This window comes from Cryobacterium soli, from assembly GCF_003611035.1.
Classification (GTDB): Bacteria; Actinomycetota; Actinomycetes; order Actinomycetales; family Microbacteriaceae; genus Cryobacterium; species Cryobacterium soli.
The window spans coordinates 1,724,571-1,741,752 of sequence record NZ_CP030033.1; the positions used below are offsets into that span (position 1 = coordinate 1,724,571).

16 protein-coding genes are annotated in these 17,182 nt (G+C 70.2%); 6 read left to right on the top strand and 10 right to left on the bottom strand.

The window, feature by feature from the left end; genetic code table 11:
* Position 1: 1 nt before the first annotated feature.
* Entirely contained in the window at positions 2-241 is a 240-nt protein-coding gene (locus tag DOE79_RS07865; protein ID WP_120338014.1) for an acyl-CoA carboxylase subunit epsilon, read from the top strand.
* Between the two features lie 265 nt (positions 242-506).
* Here DOE79_RS07865 and DOE79_RS07870 read toward each other — a convergent pair whose 3' ends face one another.
* The 4 genes from DOE79_RS07870 to DOE79_RS07885 are packed head-to-tail and all read right to left on the bottom strand — an operon-like array spanning position 507 to position 4,906.
* Positions 507-1,562: a hypothetical protein gene (locus tag DOE79_RS07870; RefSeq protein ID WP_120338015.1), complete on the bottom strand. Its 1,056-nt coding sequence runs from the start codon at positions 1,560-1,562 to the stop codon at positions 507-509.
* Positions 1,559-2,866, bottom strand: coding sequence for a sensor histidine kinase (locus DOE79_RS07875; RefSeq protein ID WP_120338016.1), 1,308 nt, complete (start codon positions 2,864-2,866; stop codon positions 1,559-1,561). The genes DOE79_RS07870 and DOE79_RS07875 overlap by 4 nt, the downstream gene beginning before the upstream one ends.
* A complete protein-coding gene (locus DOE79_RS07880; RefSeq protein ID WP_120338017.1) occupies positions 2,853-3,551 on the bottom strand; it encodes a response regulator transcription factor in 699 nt (232 codons plus the stop codon). Before DOE79_RS07880 ends, DOE79_RS07875 begins: the two co-directional genes overlap by 14 nt.
* Positions 3,552-3,592: 41 nt before the next feature.
* The gene (locus DOE79_RS07885) at positions 3,593-4,906 is read right to left on the bottom strand and encodes a class I SAM-dependent RNA methyltransferase (RefSeq protein WP_120338018.1); all 1,314 of its coding nucleotides are present in this window, start codon (positions 4,904-4,906) and stop codon (positions 3,593-3,595) included.
* A 41-nt stretch (positions 4,907-4,947) separates the two neighbouring features.
* On the opposite strand from DOE79_RS07885, the gene DOE79_RS07890 reads away from it, so the two are divergent.
* Entirely contained in the window at positions 4,948-5,607 is a 660-nt protein-coding gene (locus tag DOE79_RS07890; RefSeq protein WP_120338019.1) for a Maf family protein, read from the top strand.
* 102 nt (positions 5,608-5,709) lie between these two features.
* Positions 5,710-7,473 (top strand): acetyl/propionyl/methylcrotonyl-CoA carboxylase subunit alpha, encoded by a 1,764-nt coding sequence (locus DOE79_RS07895; protein ID WP_120338020.1) that lies wholly within the window; start codon positions 5,710-5,712, stop codon positions 7,471-7,473.
* A 246-nt stretch (positions 7,474-7,719) separates the two neighbouring features.
* Here DOE79_RS07895 and DOE79_RS07900 read toward each other — a convergent pair whose 3' ends face one another.
* Positions 7,720-9,159, bottom strand: coding sequence for an NAD(P)H-quinone dehydrogenase (locus tag DOE79_RS07900; RefSeq protein WP_120338021.1), 1,440 nt, complete (start codon positions 9,157-9,159; stop codon positions 7,720-7,722).
* Positions 9,160-9,229: 70 nt separating this feature from the next.
* Between DOE79_RS07900 and DOE79_RS07905 the strand changes: the two genes are divergently transcribed.
* Both DOE79_RS07905 and DOE79_RS07910 read left to right on the top strand, forming a co-directional pair.
* Positions 9,230-10,063 (top strand): purine-nucleoside phosphorylase, encoded by an 834-nt coding sequence (locus DOE79_RS07905; RefSeq protein WP_120338022.1) that lies wholly within the window; start codon positions 9,230-9,232, stop codon positions 10,061-10,063.
* A gap of 224 nt (positions 10,064-10,287) precedes the next feature.
* Positions 10,288-11,982 carry a phospho-sugar mutase gene (locus DOE79_RS07910; RefSeq protein WP_120340230.1) on the top strand — a complete coding sequence of 565 codons (1,695 nt, stop codon included), beginning with the start codon at positions 10,288-10,290 and terminating at the stop codon, positions 11,980-11,982.
* A gap of 40 nt (positions 11,983-12,022) precedes the next feature.
* On the opposite strand, the gene DOE79_RS07915 is transcribed toward DOE79_RS07910, so the two are convergent.
* Genes DOE79_RS07915 through DOE79_RS07925 form a run of 3 tightly spaced genes read right to left on the bottom strand, consistent with a single transcriptional unit; the run spans position 12,023 to position 13,924 of the window.
* Complete coding sequence (locus tag DOE79_RS07915; RefSeq protein WP_066593010.1) at positions 12,023-12,295, bottom strand: PTS sugar transporter subunit IIB; 273 nt, start codon at positions 12,293-12,295, stop codon at positions 12,023-12,025.
* The gene (locus DOE79_RS07920; protein WP_120338023.1) at positions 12,292-12,774 is read right to left on the bottom strand and encodes a PTS sugar transporter subunit IIA; all 483 of its coding nucleotides are present in this window, start codon (positions 12,772-12,774) and stop codon (positions 12,292-12,294) included. The genes DOE79_RS07915 and DOE79_RS07920 overlap by 4 nt, the downstream gene beginning before the upstream one ends.
* Positions 12,775-12,802: 28 nt before the next feature.
* A complete protein-coding gene (locus DOE79_RS07925) occupies positions 12,803-13,924 on the bottom strand; it encodes an adenosine deaminase (RefSeq protein ID WP_425455702.1) in 1,122 nt (373 codons plus the stop codon).
* A gap of 384 nt (positions 13,925-14,308) precedes the next feature.
* Here DOE79_RS07925 and DOE79_RS07930 point away from each other — a divergent pair, with 384 nt between their 5' ends.
* Positions 14,309-15,217 carry a hypothetical protein gene (locus tag DOE79_RS07930; protein ID WP_120338025.1) on the top strand — a complete coding sequence of 303 codons (909 nt, stop codon included), beginning with the start codon at positions 14,309-14,311 and terminating at the stop codon, positions 15,215-15,217.
* A gap of 210 nt (positions 15,218-15,427) precedes the next feature.
* On the opposite strand, the gene DOE79_RS07935 is transcribed toward DOE79_RS07930, so the two are convergent.
* Both DOE79_RS07935 and DOE79_RS07940 read right to left on the bottom strand, forming a co-directional pair.
* Positions 15,428-16,741: a thymidine phosphorylase gene (locus tag DOE79_RS07935; RefSeq protein WP_120338026.1), complete on the bottom strand. Its 1,314-nt coding sequence runs from the start codon at positions 16,739-16,741 to the stop codon at positions 15,428-15,430.
* On the bottom strand, positions 16,742-17,101 hold the full coding sequence (locus DOE79_RS07940) for a cytidine deaminase (protein WP_245977309.1): 360 nt from the start codon (positions 17,099-17,101) through the stop codon (positions 16,742-16,744).
* Positions 17,102-17,182: the final 81 nt, after the last annotated feature.

Sequence of the window (17,182 nt, forward strand, 5' to 3'; positions counted from 1 at the left end):
CATGACCGACACAGAGCACCCGGCCGGCTTCGACCCGGCCGACCTGACCTTCATCACCACCGGCGTCACCGACCAGGAGGCCGCCGCGGTGACGGCTGTGCTGCGGGCGATGCTGCGCGCCGAGTCCGACAACCTGCGCGCCGCGCCGAACGAGATCCGCAGCCCCTGGCAGCACAGCCAGCGCGCCATCCGCGAGCCGTTGGCTCGCGGCGACGAACGCTGGCGGGGCTTCACGGCGTAGGCCGCGGCACCCCTGGCGGAGACCCGGCGGACTGTCCCCCTAAATGACGACTTTTCCTCGGTGCCGCCAGGCAGCAGTATTACTAGTGCTGGGTGTTGCTTTCGGGTGACACCACCAAATATTCGCCGACTAGGGTAAGCAGGCGAATGTTTGGGGGGCGCGTCTAGGCGACATTCGGGTTGTCGCCTCGACACGGAAATGTCGGAAGGGGATCTGCTTCGGTAGGTCCCCTTTCGCATGTCTGCGATCAGTGCCGTCGGGTCGATCAGTGCCGTCGGGTCGTCGCCCCCGCTGCCGGGCGGGCGTGTTGCGCGCGCGGGATCTCCAGCCAGAGGTCCACCTCTTCGTCGGAATCCTGGCCAAGCGCGCTGAGCCGGGGGTCCGGGCTGTTCAGGCCCACCACGGTCACCGCCGTGCCCGACCCGTCGGCCGCCGTGCGGGCGATGATAGTGGACGCCGAGGTGCCGGCCATGGCATCGGCCAGGGTGTTCAGCACGACCTCCAGGTCGGTGCCGGCGAGGTCGTCGATGCCGCCCTCATCGAGCAGCGTCACGGTGGCGCCGCGGCGCCTGGCCGACATCACCTCACGGCGTACGGCCTCATTGAGCAGCCTGCGCCCGCGGATCTCGTCGCGGATGGCGGCCTCCAGGTAGCGGCATTCCTGCCGTTCTGCTTCGGAGAGCGCGCCGTCGCCCGTGATGATGCGACGCAGCATCGGCGCGGCCAGACGGATGGTCTGAGCCAGGCGCACCTGCCGCTCGTAGAGGTGCGCTTCCTGGGCCGCCTGCCATTCGGTGGCCTCCCGTTCGGCGAGGCCGTACTGGCGGGCGTCCCGGCCGGCCTTGGCCAGCGCGCGCGCCAGCATCACGGCAACCACCACCCAGACCACGCTGCCGATGACACCCATCGAGGCCAGAGCCCCTGCGCCGGCCCAGACGACCGTGTGGGCGACGAGGAAGGCCACCCCCACCCAGGCCAGGGTCGCGCGCCTCCGCGTCGCCGTGATGGTCATCAGGGTGCCCACGGCGGCCACGTACCAGGTGGCGTAGCCGTTGTCGGGCACCGAGCCGTCGAGTTGGCTACCGACGAGGAGCGGAACGGCGATGCACACGGCGACGTTGAAGAACGCCAGCCACAGCGACATCCGTGCCGGGCTGGTGGGCCACAGGCTCATTGTCGTGGCCGCCGCGTAGAGCAGGATCGCGATCAGCGGCGGAACCGGCGACGCCGGCACGCCCAGCGAATAGAGCGCCAGAATCACGTGATAGGCCGAGAACAGTGCGGCGAGCGAGAGGATCAGCCCGCGGGGAACCGTGATCACGCGTCGTCACCGCCATCGCTCAGGGGCCACTCGATCAGGATCGACGTGCCCCGGCCCGGAGCGCTGCGCACCTGAACCGCGCCACCGGCCGTGGCCACGCGTTCCCGGATCGAGATGCGCAGACCGAGCCGTTCGCTGGGCACCAACTCGGGGTCGAACCCCACACCGGAGTCGGCGATCTCGATGGTGCAGCCGCCGAGCAGATTGGCGTTCATGCGCACCGACCGGGGTACCGTCGCGCCGGGGGCACCGGCGTGCTGGATGCTGTTGCTGATGGCCTGCGCACTGGCCGCGTAGAGCGCGTCGCTGGCGTAGGTCGGCAGGCTGAGGTTCTCGGCATCGCAGTCGATGAACTCGATCGGTTCGTCGAACCGGGCGGCGAGGGCCCGGATCTTGTTCTTGAGTTCGCTGAAGGGCACCAGACTGTCGTCGCCGGCGGGGATCGAACCGGCCTCGTTGAGCCGGGTGATGGCCTCCTTCGCCATCGTCGAGGCAAGTTCGGCGCCCTTGGGCGTGCCGGCTGCCGCCGCCGACAGCAGCGCGGCCAGGACGCTGTCGTGCACGATCGAGTCCACCTGCACCCGCTCCACCTCGGTGGCATGCTGGCGCACGGCGGCGGCGTACGTCTGCAGGGCGTTCGTCTGCGCCGTGTCGACGGCAGCTGTGGCCTGGCGGAGCATGGTGATGATGATGAGCACGACCTGGCCGAGCAGGATCGCGTAGACCGCATCCAGGGCGCCGAGCATGGGCTCCGCGCCGCCGCCGGCCGGCAGCACCCGCACCAGGCCGTAGGCGATGGGGGCGAGGAGGGTGTACGTCATCGCCCACCACAGCGGGAATGACACCGCGGCGCAGGAGGTGGCGACGGTGCACAGGTACCAGAGCCAGGACTTGCCGTCGAGCACGCCGTCCGGGGTGTTCAGCATGGCCGGCCAGGCGACCAACGCCACCAGGTAGAGGATCGCGAAGAGTCCGCTGGTAACCCGGATGAACCTCTTCACCAGGGTGGCGATGATCGCCAGACCCAGGCCGCCGAATATCGCGACGGTGAGGGCGATGCCCAGACCCGGCTTCAGACTGCCCAACTGGTGCAGCATGGCCGGATACGTCTGCAGGGCGAAGATCAGGCCGACACCGCCGACGGCGCGGGACACCACCCGCTCGATCTGGGCGCGGGAGATGGGCTTCCGTGGTTGCTTGGATTCGTTGAGGAGGTCGGCGCCGAGCTGCTCGGGGGCTACTCGGCCGGGCGCGAGTCGGAAGGACCGGACCGGCGCGGCCTCCGCCGGCCTAGGAGCGCCCATCCCCGCCGTCCGGGTCAAGCCCGGGCAGGATGCCGTCTTCCACGGCCCGCCGCAACAGGTCCACCTTCGTCGGCGCCGGGCGGCCCACCTCGACGTACTTGACCCGGATGCGGTCGAGGTATTCCCGAGCCGTCGAGTGCGCGATGCCGAGCTGCATGGCGACCATCTTCAACGGCAGGCCGGAGGCGTACAGGTGCAGCACATCCCGCTCTCTGCGGCCCAGCTGCGCCTTGGCGAAGTCCCGGTCGGCGTCGATCGCGGTGGCCCATTCGAGGTTGTTGAGCACGTCGCCGCGGGCGACGGAGGCGACGGCGGCCATCACGGTGGTCGTCGGCGAGGACTTGGGGATGACGCCGGCCGCACCGGCCGCCAGGGCCTCCCGTACCAGGGCGACCCGGTCGGCGATGCTGTGCACGAGCACCGACGCTCCGGTGCTGCGGGCCAGGTGCACATTGTCGGTGACCAGGGACCCGTCGCCCAGGGACAGATCGAGCACGATCACGTCGACCGTTCGGTTGGACAGGCCGTCGACGAGTTCCCGCACCGTGGCGGCCGCGAAGACCACCTCGAAGCCGGCGTTCTCGCAGGCGGCCTTGATCCCCAGGCGTACCGATTCGTGGTCGTCGGCGATTCCCACCCGCACGGGGTCGCCGACCCGGTCTGGCGCTGCGTCAAGCTCGGTCACGGTGTGCTCATCCTTCGTTGCGGTTACTTCGCTAAGACTAGCTATTTGGTCAACAGCGCGACGGCCTCGACGTGGTGGGTGTTGGGAAACAGGTCGAACGCGCGCAGGCTCTTGAGCGTGTAGCCGTACCCGGCGAAGAGCGCGATGTCCCGGGCCAGGGCCACGGGGTCGCAGGCCACGTAGACCACCTGGGCGGGCGAGAGGAAGGCCAACTTGTCGACCACATCCGCCCCCGCACCCGAACGCGGCGGGTCGAGGATCACGGTGGCGGCCTGCTGGCGGCCCTGGTGGACGTTCTTCGCGTCGCGGGCGAGGCCGGCCAGGAACCGGTCGACCCGGTCGGTCTGGGCGGCGGCGCCGACCCATTCGGCCAGGTTCTCCGCGGCGTAGCCGGTGGCCTGCGCGTCGCTTTCCACCGAGGTGATGCGCACGGATGGGCCGAATCGCTCACCGACAGCGGCCGCGAGCAGGCCCACCCCGCCGTAGAGGTCGAGGTTGGCGGCCTTGGGGTCGAACAGGTCGGGGTCGATGGCGTCCTGCACGGCGCTGAAGAGGGTTTCGGCGGCGCGGGCGTGCACCTGCCAGAATCCGGCGGCGTCGAGCCGGAACTCGCGGTCGCCGACGAGCTCGGTGATCGGGTTCGGGGCGGTGCGACGGCGGCGGCCCTTGTCGTCCTGTTCGGCGGGCAGGATCTGCACGGGGCCCACGCTCGGAGCCACGACGTCCACGGAGGCCGCTCCGGCGAACAACCGGTCCAACGGCGCGGCCATCTCGAGGGCGTGCACCGCCAGCGGCAGGTCGTCGACCGGGATCACCCGGTGTGAGCGGGCCGCGTAGGGGCCCACGATGCCGTCGGCGGTCACGTGCAGGCGCACCCGGGTGCGCCAGCCGGTGCCGTCCATGGCGTCGCCGGGCGACGCATCCGCGGCCACGGCGACGGGCTCGACGGTGACGTCGGTGTCGATGCCGGCCATGCGGTGCAGGGCGTCGGCGAGCACCTGACGCTTGAGTTCGCGCTGGTGGCTGAGTTCGATGTGGCCGAATTCGGCGCCGCCGGCACGGTCTGCCGGGTCACGGTCGATGGCGGCGGCGGCCCAGATGTGCGGCTGGCGTTCGGGGGCCGCCTCGAGGACCTCGACGGTCTCGGCACGCCAGAAGCTCTTCTTGTTCGCGTCGGTCAACCGCGCGCGCACCCGCTCACCCGGCATGGTGTCGCTGACGAAGACCACCCGGCCCTCGTGCCGGGCCACGAAGATACCGCCGTGGGCTACATTTGTGACGTCGAGCTCGAGTTCCGTGCCGATTTCGCCTTCGGGATTGCCCTGTCGTGCCTGATTATTGGTGTTGGTGCCCATTCAACGAGCATCCCACATCTGCTGAGACACCGAAGGGTTCCATGCGCCTGTACCTCGCCTCCACCTCCCCCGCCCGCTTGTCGCTGCTGCGGGCGGCGGGCATCGAACCCACCACGATCTCGCCCGAGGTCGACGAGGATGCCGTCGCCGAGGCCGAGGCTGTGCGCACCGGCGCGCCGCTCACGCCGCACCACGTGGTGGAGCTGCTGGCCAGGGCGAAGGCCGAGGCGGTGGCCGCGGATGGCGCGGCGCACGGCATCGACGGCCTGATCCTGGGCGGCGACTCGGTGTTCGTGCTCGACGGCGTGATCTACGGCAAGCCGCACACCCCCGAGCGGGCCCGGGAGCGCTGGCAGGGCCAGCGCGGCCGTACCGGCCAGCTCTTCTCCGGCCACTGGCTGATCGAATACGTCGACGGCCGGCCCGGGCGTGCGGTCGGGGCCGTGGCCCAGGCCTCGGTGACCTTCGCCGACGACATCCCGGATGCCGAGCTCGACGCCTACATCGCGACCGGAGAACCCTTGTTCGTGGCCGGCGCCTTCACCATCGACAGTCTCGGCGCGCCGTACATCACCCGCATCGAGGGCGACCCGTCCACTGTGGTCGGACTGTCGCTGCCGACCCTGCGCCGATTGGTGTCCCGGCTGGGCTATGACTGGCCGAGCCTGTGGAATCGGGGTATTTCGGCCCTACCGGACTGACCACCCGAGGGGCGTCTTTGTAGCCCGACGCAGGGTTCCGGCATTCCTTTTTGTGGGAAAGAACCAAAAAAGCTGGGGTGCTGACCAATAGGCTCAGTACCTATGTCGCGTATAACGAAGGTCCTCATCGCCAACCGGGGCGAGATCGCCGTCCGAGTGATCCGAGCGGCGAAGGACAGTGGCATCCTCTCGGTCGCCGTGTACGCCGACCAGGACCGCGACGCCCTGCATTCCCGCCTCGCCGACGAGGCCTACGGGCTCGACGGGACGACGAGCGCCGAAACGTACCTGGTCATCGAGAAGATCCTCTCCGTCGCCCGCCGCTCGGGTGCCGACGCCGTGCACCCCGGGTATGGCTTCCTGGCCGAGAACGCCGCCTTCGCCCGCGCCGTGATCGGCGCCGGCCTGATCTGGATCGGGCCGTCCCCCGAGGCCATCGAGCAACTCGGCGACAAGGTCTCCGCCCGGCACATCGCCGAGAAGGTGCACGCCCCGATGGCGCCCGGCACCCTGAACCCGGTCGCGGACGCATCCGAGGTGCTCGACTTCGTCGACCAGCACGGCCTGCCCGTCGCCATCAAGGCGGCCTTCGGCGGTGGCGGCCGCGGGCTGAAGGTGGCCCGCACCCGCGAAGAGGTGCCCGAACTGTTCGACTCCGCGGTGCGCGAGGCCATCACGGCGTTCGGCCGCGGCGAGTGCTTCGTGGAGAAGTACCTCGACAAGCCCCGGCACGTCGAAACCCAGTGCCTGGCGGATGCGCACGGCAACGTCGTCGTCATCTCCACGCGCGACTGCTCCCTGCAGCGTCGCCACCAGAAGCTCGTCGAAGAGGCGCCGGCGCCGTTCCTCACCGAGGCGCAGACAACCGAGATGTACCGGGCGTCAAAGGCGATCCTCAAGGAGGTCGGCTACGTGGGCGCCGGCACCTGTGAGTTCCTGATCGGCCAGGACGGCACGGTCTCCTTCCTCGAGGTGAACACCCGCCTGCAGGTGGAGCACCCGGTCTCCGAAGAGGTCACCGGCATCGACCTGGTGCGCGAGCAGTTCCGCCTCGCCGAGGGCGGCGTGCTCGACTACGACGACCCCGTGGCCGTGGGCCACTCCTTCGAGTTCCGCATCAACGGCGAAGACGCCGGCCGCGGCTTCATGCCCGCGCCCGGCCCCGTGCACGTGTTCCGGCCCGCCGGCGGCCCCGGCGTGCGCGTCGACAGCGGCGTGCAGTCCGGCGACGAGATCTCCGGCTCGTTCGACTCGCTGCTGGCCAAGCTCGTCGTCACCGGCGCCACCCGCGAACAGGCCCTGGAGCGCGCCCGTCGCGCCCTGGACGAGTTCGAGGTCGCCGGCCTGCCCACGGTGCTGCCCTTCCACCGCATGATCGTGCGCGACCCGGCCTTCGCCCCCGCCGACGGCGCGCCCTTCTCGATCTACACGCGCTGGATCGAGACCGAGTTCGAGAACACCATCGCTCCCTGGAGCGGCACGGTCGAAGACCGCCCCCGCTCGGACGCCCGCCACAGCGTGGTCGTCGAGGTCGACGGCCGCCGCATCGAGGTGAGCCTGCCCAGCCGGCTGCTGCCCGGCACCGCATCGGAGAAGACCGCGGGCCCGGCGCCTCGCCGGCGCACGGCGACGCACGCCGTGAGCGCCTCGACGGGCGACGCGGTCAAGGCGCCCATGCAGGCCACCATCGTCAAGATCCTCGTCGCCGAGGGCGACACCGTGGTCAAGGGCGACCTGCTGCTCGTGCTCGAGGCCATGAAGATGGAACAGCCGCTCACCGCCCACAAGGACGGCGTGATCGGGGCGATCGGCGCTGACGTCGGCGCCACGGTCTCCAGCGGCCACCTGCTGCTGACCGTCTCCTAGCACCCGTCCCGCCGCGCAGCCCCCTGCCACCCGACCCCGGTCGGGATGCATCACTCCTGCAGAATCCTGGCAGCCCGACGCCGACCCGCGTGTTTCCGGCATCCGTTGCCTGCCGCCAGGCAAATTGCAGGAGCTATGCAACCCCAACGCGGGCACGCCGGGCTGGGCCGGGGCTCAGCCGGATGGCGGGTATGGGCCTGCGGGTCAGGGGCGGCGGGTCAGGGCCTGTAGGTCAGGGCTTGTGGGTCAGTAGTGCACCTTGTGCATGGCGCGCGCGGCATCCGTGATCGAGCCCGTCAGTGACGGGTACACCGTGAAGGCCTCTGCGACCTCGTCGACTGTGAGGCCGTGCTCGACGGCGAGGGTGAGCGGGAAGATCAGCTCGCTGGCCTTGGGGCCCACGATGACGCCGCCGATGACGGTGCCGGTGCCGCGGGAGGCGATCAGCTTGACGAAGCCGTCGGTGATGCCCATCATCTTGGCGCGCGGGTTGGCTTCCAGCGGCATCTTGTAGACCTCGCCGCGGCGCAGGCCCTCCTCGATCTCCTTCTGGGCCCAGCCCACCGTGGCGATCTCCGGTTGGGTGAAGATGTTCGCGGCCACGTTGCGCACGTCGATGGGCTTCACGGCGTCGCCCATGGCGTGGTAGACGGCCGTGCGGCCCATCATCGACGCCACGGAGGCCAGCGGCATCTCGGTGGTGCAGTCGCCCGCCGCGTAGATGTTGGGGATCGAGGTGCGTGCCACCCGGTTGACCCGGATGTGACCGGACTCGTCCAGCTGCACGCCGGCTTCGACGAGGCCGAGGCCCGTGGTGTTGGGCACAGCGCCGACGGCGATCAGGCAGTGGCTGCCCTCGACGGTGCGGCCGTCGGAGAGGGTCACGGTCACGCCTGTCGCGGTGCGCTCGGCGGATGCGGCGCGGGACTTGCTGAGCACGACCATGCCGTTGCGGGTGAACACGTTCTCGATCACGGCGGCCGCATCGGCGTCCTCGCCGGGCAGCACCTGGTCGCGGCTGGAGATCAGGGTGACCTCGGCGCCGAGGGCCCGGTAGGCGGAAGCGAACTCGGCCCCGGTGACGCCGGAGCCGACCACGATCAAGTGTTTGGGCACCGACTTGAGGTTGTAGAGCTGCGTCCAGGTGAGGATGCGTTCGCCGTCGGGCATCATGCTGGGCAGGGTGCGCGGGCTGCCGCCGACCGACAGCACGATCGTGTCGGCCTCGATCCGGTCGAAGTCGGTTCCGGAGCCGTCGTCGCCCGTGGAGACGATCACGGCGTCGCGGCCGTCGAGGCGGCCGTGGCCGCTCTGCAGCTTGACGCCGGCCTTCACGAGGGTGGCCCGCATGTCTTCGGACTGCTCCCGGGCCAGCGCCAGCAGGCGCTTGTTGACGGCGGCCAGGTTGATCGCCACCTCGGGGTGCAGCGGCTTACCGGTGTCGCCGCGCACGAAGAACTGCACGCCGAGGTCGGTCGCCTCTCGGATCGAGTTGGATGCCTCAGCCGTCGCGATGAGCGACTTCGAGGGGACCACATCGGTGAGCACCGCAGCGCCGCCGACGCCGACGCGTTCGATCAGGGTCACCTCGGCGCCCTGCTGGGCGCCCGCCAGAGCCGCCTCATAACCGCCGGGGCCTCCACCGATGATGGCGATCCGCTGTTTTCTCTCGAACTCGTAAGACATTCACTTATTCTGTCGCGCCACCCGCGCCGGGCCAAACCACACCAGACGTCCGGGCAATTAGAGTAGGGGGATGCTCACGACCGAGATCAATCCTCTTGACGCGCCGGAAACCAACCCGTTCGACGTGGCCAAGATCGCTGCCCAGGAAATCGCCGACGCCACCGGAGTCGACCATCACGACATCGCCCTCACCCTGGGCAGCGGCTGGGGCAAGGCTGCCGACCTGATCGGCGAGACCACGCACACCATCCCCGCGCAGGAGATCACCGGCTTCAGCGCGCCCGCGCTGGCCGGCCACGCCGGCATGCTGCGGTCGGTGCTGCTGCCCACGGGCAAGCGTGCCCTCGTGATCGGCGCCCGCACCCATTACTACGAGGGCCACGGCGTGCGCCGGGTCGTGCACAGCGTGCGGACCGCCGCGGCCACGGGCGCGACGACCATGATCCTCACCAACGGGGCCGGCGGCATCCGCGAGACCTGGACGCCAGGCACGCCGGTACTGATCAGCGACCACATCAACCTCACCGCAGACTCGCCGCTCGAGGGCGCCACCTTCATCGACCTCACCGACCTGTACTCGCAGCGCCTGCGCGACCTGGCCCGGGGCATCGACGCCTCGCTCGACGAGGGCGTGTACTGCCAGTTCCGCGGCCCGCACTACGAGACGCCGGCCGAGGTGCAGATGGCCAAGGCCATCGGCGGTCACATCGTCGGAATGTCCACGGCCCTCGAGGCCATCGCGGCCCGGCAGGCCGGCATGGAGGTACTCGGCATGTCGCTGATCACCAACCTGGCCGCCGGCATCCAGAAGACCCCGCTGAGCCACGGTGAGGTGCTCGAGGCCGGACAGATGGCCGAAGCCACCATCAGCGCACTCCTGGCCAAGATCGTGGCCTCGCTGTGAGCCTGGACAACGGCATTCCGGAACAGCCCGCGGCCGACGAGACCCGCCGCCGCGGCGCGCACGCCGCCGAGCCCGTCACCGAGACAGCGCCGGAGCCCGTGCCCGCCGAGGAACGCGAACCGAAGACCGCCGTGCTCGACACCGTCGCCGCGCCGCTCGACGAGGTCCCGGCCGCGACCGCGGTGCTCGACACCGTCGTGATCGAACCGGCCGCGACCGACCCGGTGGGCGAACTCATCGTCACCGCCACCGCGTGGCTCGCCCAGGACCCCGACCCGGAGACCCGCGCCGAACTGCGCGTGCTCCTGCAGCAGGCCCAGGACCGCGATCCGGCCGCCGTGGCCGACCTGCACTCCAGGTTCGACGAGCGCCTCGCGTTCGGCACCGCCGGCCTCCGCGGCGAGATCGCCGCCGGCTCCAACCGGATGAACCGGGTACTGGTCTCCCAGGCCGCCGCCGGCCTGGCCGCCTTCCTGCTCGAGCAGGCCCCGACCGCCCGGCCCGGCGGCATCCCCTCGGTGGTCATCGGCTACGACGGCCGCCGCAACTCGCACGTGTTCGCCACCGACACCGCCGCCATCATGGCCGGCGCCGGCGTGCGTGCGATCCTGCTGCCCCGTCTGCTGCCGACCCCGGTGCTCGCATTCGCGGTGCGCCACCTCGGCGCCAGCGCCGGTGTGATGGTGACCGCCTCGCACAACCCGCCCAACGACAACGGCTACAAAGTCTACCTCGGCGACGCCGACGCGGGCTCCCAGATCGTCTCCCCCGACGACGTGGCCATCGCCGCCCAGATCCAGCGGGTGGCCGACACCCTCCTGGTCTCCGACCTGCCCCGCGCGGCGTACGAGACCGCGCCGGAGTCCGTCGTGCAGGCCTACGTCGACGCCACCGCCGCCATCGCCCGGCCGCCGCGCGCGCAGGTCAACGCCGTGTACACGGCCCTGCACGGCGTGGGCTGGGACACCACCCGCCGCGTGCTCGACGCCGCCGGTTTCGCGTTGCCGACCCCCGTCGACGCGCAGATCGCCCCCGACTCGGCCTTCCCCACCGTCGCGTTCCCCAACCCGGAGGAACCCGGCGCGATGGACCTGGCCTATGAGACCGCCCGCGAGGTGGGCGCAGAACTCATCATCGCCAACGACCCGGATGCCGACCGGCTCGCCATCGCCATCCCCGACGCCGACGCGGCCGAGGGCTATCGACGCCTGAGCGGCAACGAGGTCGGGGCGATCCTCGGCTGGCGCGCGGCCGTCGAGGCCCAGAACACCCCCGGCGACGGCGGCGCCAACGGCACCCTCGCCTGCTCGATCGTGTCGACCCCGGCCCTCAAGGCCGTGGCGGATGCCTACGGGCTGGCCTTCACCGACACCCTCACGGGCTTCAAGTGGGTCTCCCGCGCCCCCGGGCTGATCTTCGGCTTCGAGGAGGCCCTGGGCTACCTGGTGAACCCGGGCACCGTGCGCGACAAGGACGGCATCTCGGCCGCGGTCGCCCTGCTCTCGCTGGTGAGCGACCTCAAGGCGGACGGCTCCACCCTGGCCGAGCACCTGGACGCCTTCTCGGAGAAGTTCGGGCACTTCGCCTCGGGCCAGATCTCCGTGCGGGTCACCGACCTCACCGAGATCGACCGGGTGATGGCGCGACTGCGCGACAGCCCGCCGGCGATGATCGGCAGCAGCCGGGTCGACCACATCGACGACCTCTCGCAGGGCTTCAACGGTCTGCCGCCGAGCGACGTGCTGCGCATCGTGCTCGCCGACGGGTCCCGCGTGATGGTGCGCCCGAGCGGCACGGAGCCCAAGCTGAAGGTCTACCTCGACACCAACAGCACCGTCGGCAGCCTCGCCGAACGGCGTCAGGCCGCATCCGACGCCCTGGCCGAACTCGACCGCGGCATGCGGGCGTTGATCGGCTGATGCAGTGCTCCCGGGTCGCACTGCGACCCGGGACGCCCGGCTAACCCAGCGCGGTCTCGAGCTTGGCGGTCAGTTCGTCCAGGTCGAAGAAGTTATCGATGATGATGACATCCGCGTTGGTCTTGCCGATCGACGGCACCAGCTCGCTCGACGTGAGGATCACCTGGGCGTCCGCGGCGGCCAGCTTGACGCTGGCGATGTCGGCGGCGGTGACGTCCGCCTGGATGTCGAGGCGCTCGAGGGCGCGTTCGGCGTTGACCTTGAGAATGGCGGACGTGCCGATTCCCACTCCGCACAGTGCGACGATCTTCATGATGACTCCTCTTCGGTGGCTGCGTGCCCTGATGGTGCCGCGATGCCCAGGAGCGAGCGTACGGTTTCGGCGTCCGGCGCCGCTGCCAGCGCCGGGATGATGCTGGAATCGTTGAACACATTGGCGAGTTCGGCGACGAAATGCACGTGCTCGTCACCCGTGGTCACGGCCAGGCCGAGCACCACGCTGACCGGGTCGTTGTGCGGATGCCCGAACGCGACGGGGTCGGCCAGGGTCACCACGCTCAGACCCTCGGTGAGCACATCGGGGCCGGGCCGGGCGTGCGCCAGGGCCAGCCCGGGCGCGATCACCACGTAGGCGCCGAACTCCTCGATCACCCCCACCATGCGCTCGGTGTAGCCCGGCGCGGTGGAGCCGCTTCTCTCGAGCGCCGCCCCCGCGGCGCCGATCGCGGCGCGCCAGTCGGGAACGTGCAGGCCGACGTCAATGGCGTCGAGGGGAAGCGGGGGAAGCGACATGGCTGCTTTCGGGGTTGGGGTGGGGCGGTCAGGCGTTGGCGAAGCCGTCGACGATGGCATCCGCGAGTTCTTCGCGCTCCTCGAGCGGCAGGAACGCGCTCGACGCCGCGTTGAGCTGCAAGGCTTCGAGGTCGTCGAGGTCGTAGCCGAAGGCATCCGTCAAGAGCGCCAGCTCGCGGCTGAGCGAGGTGCCGCTCATCAGACGGTTGTCGGTGTTCACGGTCACGCGGAAGCCCAGCTGGTAGAGCAGGTCGAACGGGTGGTCGAGCATGTCGTCGCCCCAGGCGCCGATGGCGCCGGTCTGCAGGTTGGACGACGGGCTCAGCTCGAGCGGGATCTCACGGTCGCGCACCCACTGGGCCAGCGGGCCGAGGGTGACGTAGGTGTTGTCCTGGTCTTCGCGGCCGATCTCGATGTCTTCGGCCAGGCGCACCCCGTGGCCCAGGCGCAGCGCCCGGCCGTCGAAGAGCGCGCCACGGATGCTGTCGAGGCCGTCGGCCTCGCCGGCGTGCACGGTGACCGGGAAGAGGTTGCGGGCCAGGAAGTCGAACGCCTCGGTGTGATCGGCGGCGGGGAAACCCTGCTCGGCGCCCGCGATGTCGAAGCCCACGACGCCCAGGTCCCGGTGCCGCACGGCGAGCTCGGCGACCTCGAGCGAACGCTCGGCGTGCCGCATCGCGGTGATGACCTGGCCGATCTTGATGACCAGCCCGGCCTGGGCGACTCGGTCGATGCCGGCCTCGATGCCTTCCTGCACGGCGTCGACGGCCTGGTCCAGGCTGAGCCCGGCCGTGAGGTGCTGCTCGGGCGCCCAACGGATCTCGCCGTAGATCACGCCGTCCAGGGCGAGGTCTTCGACGAATTCGCGGGCGACGCGCGCGAGCGAGTCGTGGGTCTGCATGACAGCGACGGTGATGTCGAAGGTCTTGAGGTAGTCCACCAGCGACCCGGAGGTGGCCTGAGCGGTGAACCAGTCGGCCAGGTCGGCCTCGGTGTCGGCGGGCAGATCGAGGTCGATGGCGTCGGCCAGCTCGATGATCGTGGCCGGCCGCAAACCACCGTCGAGGTGGTCGTGCAGGGAGACTTTGGGCAGCGCGTTGATGCTCACGCCGCTGCCGGGCATCAGGTATTCCTCAGGGCTGGTATTCACCTCCCTAATCTATCGCCCCGTCGCTGTGCGCACCCCGATGCCGCCACATCCGCTCGCCGGCGCCCCTCTGCGCACCCTGCCATGATCCGTCGAACCGCCGGTGTGGGCGCGCTGCCACCTTCCGCTCCGCCGGTGTGCGTGCCCTTCCGCTGCCACCTCCGCTCGCCATCTCGCCAAAAATCAACCGCCTCACCGCCCACTTGCCGCAAAGTACCCTCTCAAGCCGCTCGAGAGGGCAATTCTCCGCAACTCACCGACAGCGACCGCGCTCATTTGCGCCGAGTCGCCCTGGCCGCAAGCTCCCAGGGGCGCGCTGCCGCCTCACGCGAAGTCGGCCGGTGGATAACTCTGACGGCCCGCTGGGAGAAATGGCATCTTGGGCGGATGCGTAAGCGAACTGAGCTCCCTCGCACCCTGTCACTCGACGGGTTCACCGTCGCCGACGCACGTCGGGAGGGGGTGACCGCGAAGCGGCTGCACGCGACAGACCTGGAGGCGCCGTTCCACGGAGTCAGGGTCGCCGCCGGCGGGTCTGCCGGAGTATCGGAGCTGACGCGGGCCTACTCGTCGATCATGCCCACCGCCCATTTCTTCAGTCATGTCACCGCGGCCCTGCTGCTCGGGATGCCGCTGCCCCGGCATGCCAGACGAGATCTGCCCCTGCACGTGAGCGTCATCGCACCCGAGCGCGCTCCGCAGGGCAACGGGATTGCCGGGCACACGGTCACCGGCCGGCCCGAGCTGTGGCGCGTTCGCGGGCTCACGGTGCAGAACCCCGTCAGCACCTGGTGCGAACTGGCCCCGTTGGTGGGCCTGGACGATCTCATCGCACTCGGCGACCACCTTCTCGGCGTCATGGATCCGCCGTACACCCGCGACGATCTGGCCCGCGCGGTGGAGGCGAGAGCCGGACACAGAGGCATCCGACGGCTTCGCGCCGCCGCGGAGTGGGTGCGTCCACGGGTCGAATCTCGTCAAGAGACCCGCCTGCGCCTGCTCATCGTGCGAGCCGGTCTGCCGGAACCTGAGACCAATGTGTATCTCCCGCTGCGCCATCAACGTCGTCGAGTACGCGGCGACCTGGTCTACCTGCGCTACCGAACTCTCGTCGAGTACGACGGCGGACAGCACCGCACCGACGATGCGCAATTCGCACGGGATGTCGACCGGCTGGATGGGGTGATGGCCGAGGACTGGCGGGTCATCAGGGTACTGAAGGAGACCCCTGATGCGGAGGTTCTCGCGCGGCTCGAGCAGGCGCTGCGGTCCCGGGGCTGGCGTCCCGGCGACTGAGCACTGCTCCCGCGCCCGCGAGTTGCGGCAAAATGCCCCCACAGCAGCGCTGAAGGGGCACTTTGCGGCAAGTCGCCGAAGACGCCCGCGCTCACTTGCGTCAAAAGCTCCCTTCAGGAGCACTGAAGGGGCAATTCGCGGCAAGTCGGCGACGACGGGCGGGCACGTCGGGCGGCGGGGTGTGAAGCGCCGCCCGCGGATGCGGCGGGGCTAGCGGGTGATGCGCTCGGCGATCAGGGGGCCGCCGTCGAGGACGGGCTCTCCGGGGTCACCGATGCGCCAGGCGCCGTCGACGGCCTCGAGGGCCCGCGCGAAGCGCTCCGGCTCGTCGGCGCTGAGGGTGAAGAGCGGCTCGCCCTTTCGCACGGTGTCGCCCGGCTTGGCGTGCAGGTCGATGCCGGCGGCGTGCTGCACCGGGTCCTGCTTGCGGGCGCGTCCGGCGCCGAGGCGCCAGGCGCCGATGCCGAACGGCAGGGCCTGCTGCTCCACGAGCACCCCGTCGCGGTCGGCGAGCACGGTGTGGGTCTCCTTCGCAACGGGCATCGCGGCGGTCGGGTCGCCGCCCTGCGCACGGATGACCGCGTTCCACTTGTCCATCGCGCGGCCGTCCTTGAGGGCAGCCTCCACGTCGACGTCGACGATGCCGGCCAGGTTGAGCATCTCCCGGGCCAGGGCCACGGTGAGCTCCACCACATCGGCTGGGCCGCCGCCGGCGAGCACCTCGAGGGACTCGCGCACCTCGTTGGCGTTGCCGATGGCCAGGCCGAGGGGCACGTTCATGTTGGTCAGCAGCGCGGAGGTGGCGACTCCGGCGTCCTCGCCGAGCGCGACCATGGTGCGGGCCAGTTCGCGGGAGCGTTCGATGTCCTTGAGGAACGCGCCGGAGCCGAACTTGACGTCCAGAACCAGGGCGCTGGTGCCCTCGGCGATCTTCTTCGACATGATCGACGACGCGATCAGCGGGATCGCCTCGACGGTGCCGGTGATGTCGCGCAGGGCGTAGAGCTTGCCGTCGGCCGGGGCCAGGCCGCTGCCCGCGGCGCAGATGACGCCGCCGACATCCTGCAGCTGGGCGAACATCTCCTCGTTGCTGAGGTTGGCGCGCCAGCCCGGGATGGACTCGAGCTTGTCCAGGGTGCCGCCGGTGTGGCCGAGGCCACGGCCGGAGAGCTGCGGCACCGCGGCGCCGAAGACCGCCACGAGGGGCATCAGCGGCAGGGTGATCTTGTCGCCGACGCCGCCGGTGGAGTGCTTGTCGGTGGTCGGCTTACCCAGGCCCTCGAAGCTCATCCGCTCGCCGGAGTTGATCATGGCCATGGTCATGTCGCGGATCTCGCGGCGGGACATGCCGTTGAGGAAGATCGCCATGGTCATGGCGGCCATCTGCTCGTCGCCCACGTACCCGCGGGTGTACGCGTCGATCAGCCAGTCGATCTGCGGGGTCGACAACTCGCCCTTGTCACGCTTGGCGTGGATCAGGTCGACGGCGTCGAAGGCTTCGATGGTGCGGGCGGTGGAGCTCATTTAGTGGTCTTCCCGGTAGGCGGCGAGTTGGCGGGGCCCGAAGGCGTCCGGCAGGACCTCGTCGATGGTGCGCACGCCGGAGACGGTCTCCAACAGCATGCCTGGGGCTGAGTGTTCGTAGAGAAGCTGGCGGCAGCGCCCGCACGGCATCAGGGTGTTGCCGTTGCCGTCGACGCAGCTGAAGGCGACGAGCTGGCCGCCGCCGGTGAGGTGCAGTACCGACACGAGCGCGCACTCGGCGCAGAGGGTGAGGCCGTACGAGGCGTTCTCCACATTGCAGCCGCTGATGACGCGGCCGTCGGTGACGAGCGCGGCCGCACCGACCGGGAACTTGGAGTACGGCACGTAGGCCTTGGTCATCGCCTCGGCGGCCGCGCTACGCAGCACGCCCCAGTCGATGTCGCCCGACGTGGGCGTCACGGTGTCAGATGTCACAGGAGC

Coding starts and splice junctions, on each gene's coding strand:
- DOE79_RS07885 (WP_120338018.1), bottom strand. CDS start 4,906: ATGGGCACCAACACCAATAATCAGGCACGACAGGGCAATCCCGAAGGC.
- DOE79_RS07895 (WP_120338020.1), top strand. CDS start 5,710: ATGTCGCGTATAACGAAGGTCCTCATCGCCAACCGGGGCGAGATCGCC.
- DOE79_RS07890 (WP_120338019.1), top strand. CDS start 4,948: ATGCGCCTGTACCTCGCCTCCACCTCCCCCGCCCGCTTGTCGCTGCTG.
- DOE79_RS07935 (WP_120338026.1), bottom strand. CDS start 16,741: ATGAGCTCCACCGCCCGCACCATCGAAGCCTTCGACGCCGTCGACCTG.
- DOE79_RS07875 (WP_120338016.1), bottom strand. CDS start 2,866: ATGGGCGCTCCTAGGCCGGCGGAGGCCGCGCCGGTCCGGTCCTTCCGA.
- DOE79_RS07915 (WP_066593010.1), bottom strand. CDS start 12,295: ATGAAGATCGTCGCACTGTGCGGAGTGGGAATCGGCACGTCCGCCATT.
- DOE79_RS07905 (WP_120338022.1), top strand. CDS start 9,230: ATGCTCACGACCGAGATCAATCCTCTTGACGCGCCGGAAACCAACCCG.
- DOE79_RS07920 (WP_120338023.1), bottom strand. CDS start 12,774: ATGTCGCTTCCCCCGCTTCCCCTCGACGCCATTGACGTCGGCCTGCAC.
- DOE79_RS07940 (WP_245977309.1), bottom strand. CDS start 17,101: ATGACCAAGGCCTACGTGCCGTACTCCAAGTTCCCGGTCGGTGCGGCC.
- DOE79_RS07865 (WP_120338014.1), top strand. CDS start 2: ATGACCGACACAGAGCACCCGGCCGGCTTCGACCCGGCCGACCTGACC.
- DOE79_RS07900 (WP_120338021.1), bottom strand. CDS start 9,159: ATGTCTTACGAGTTCGAGAGAAAACAGCGGATCGCCATCATCGGTGGA.
- DOE79_RS07930 (WP_120338025.1), top strand. CDS start 14,309: ATGCGTAAGCGAACTGAGCTCCCTCGCACCCTGTCACTCGACGGGTTC.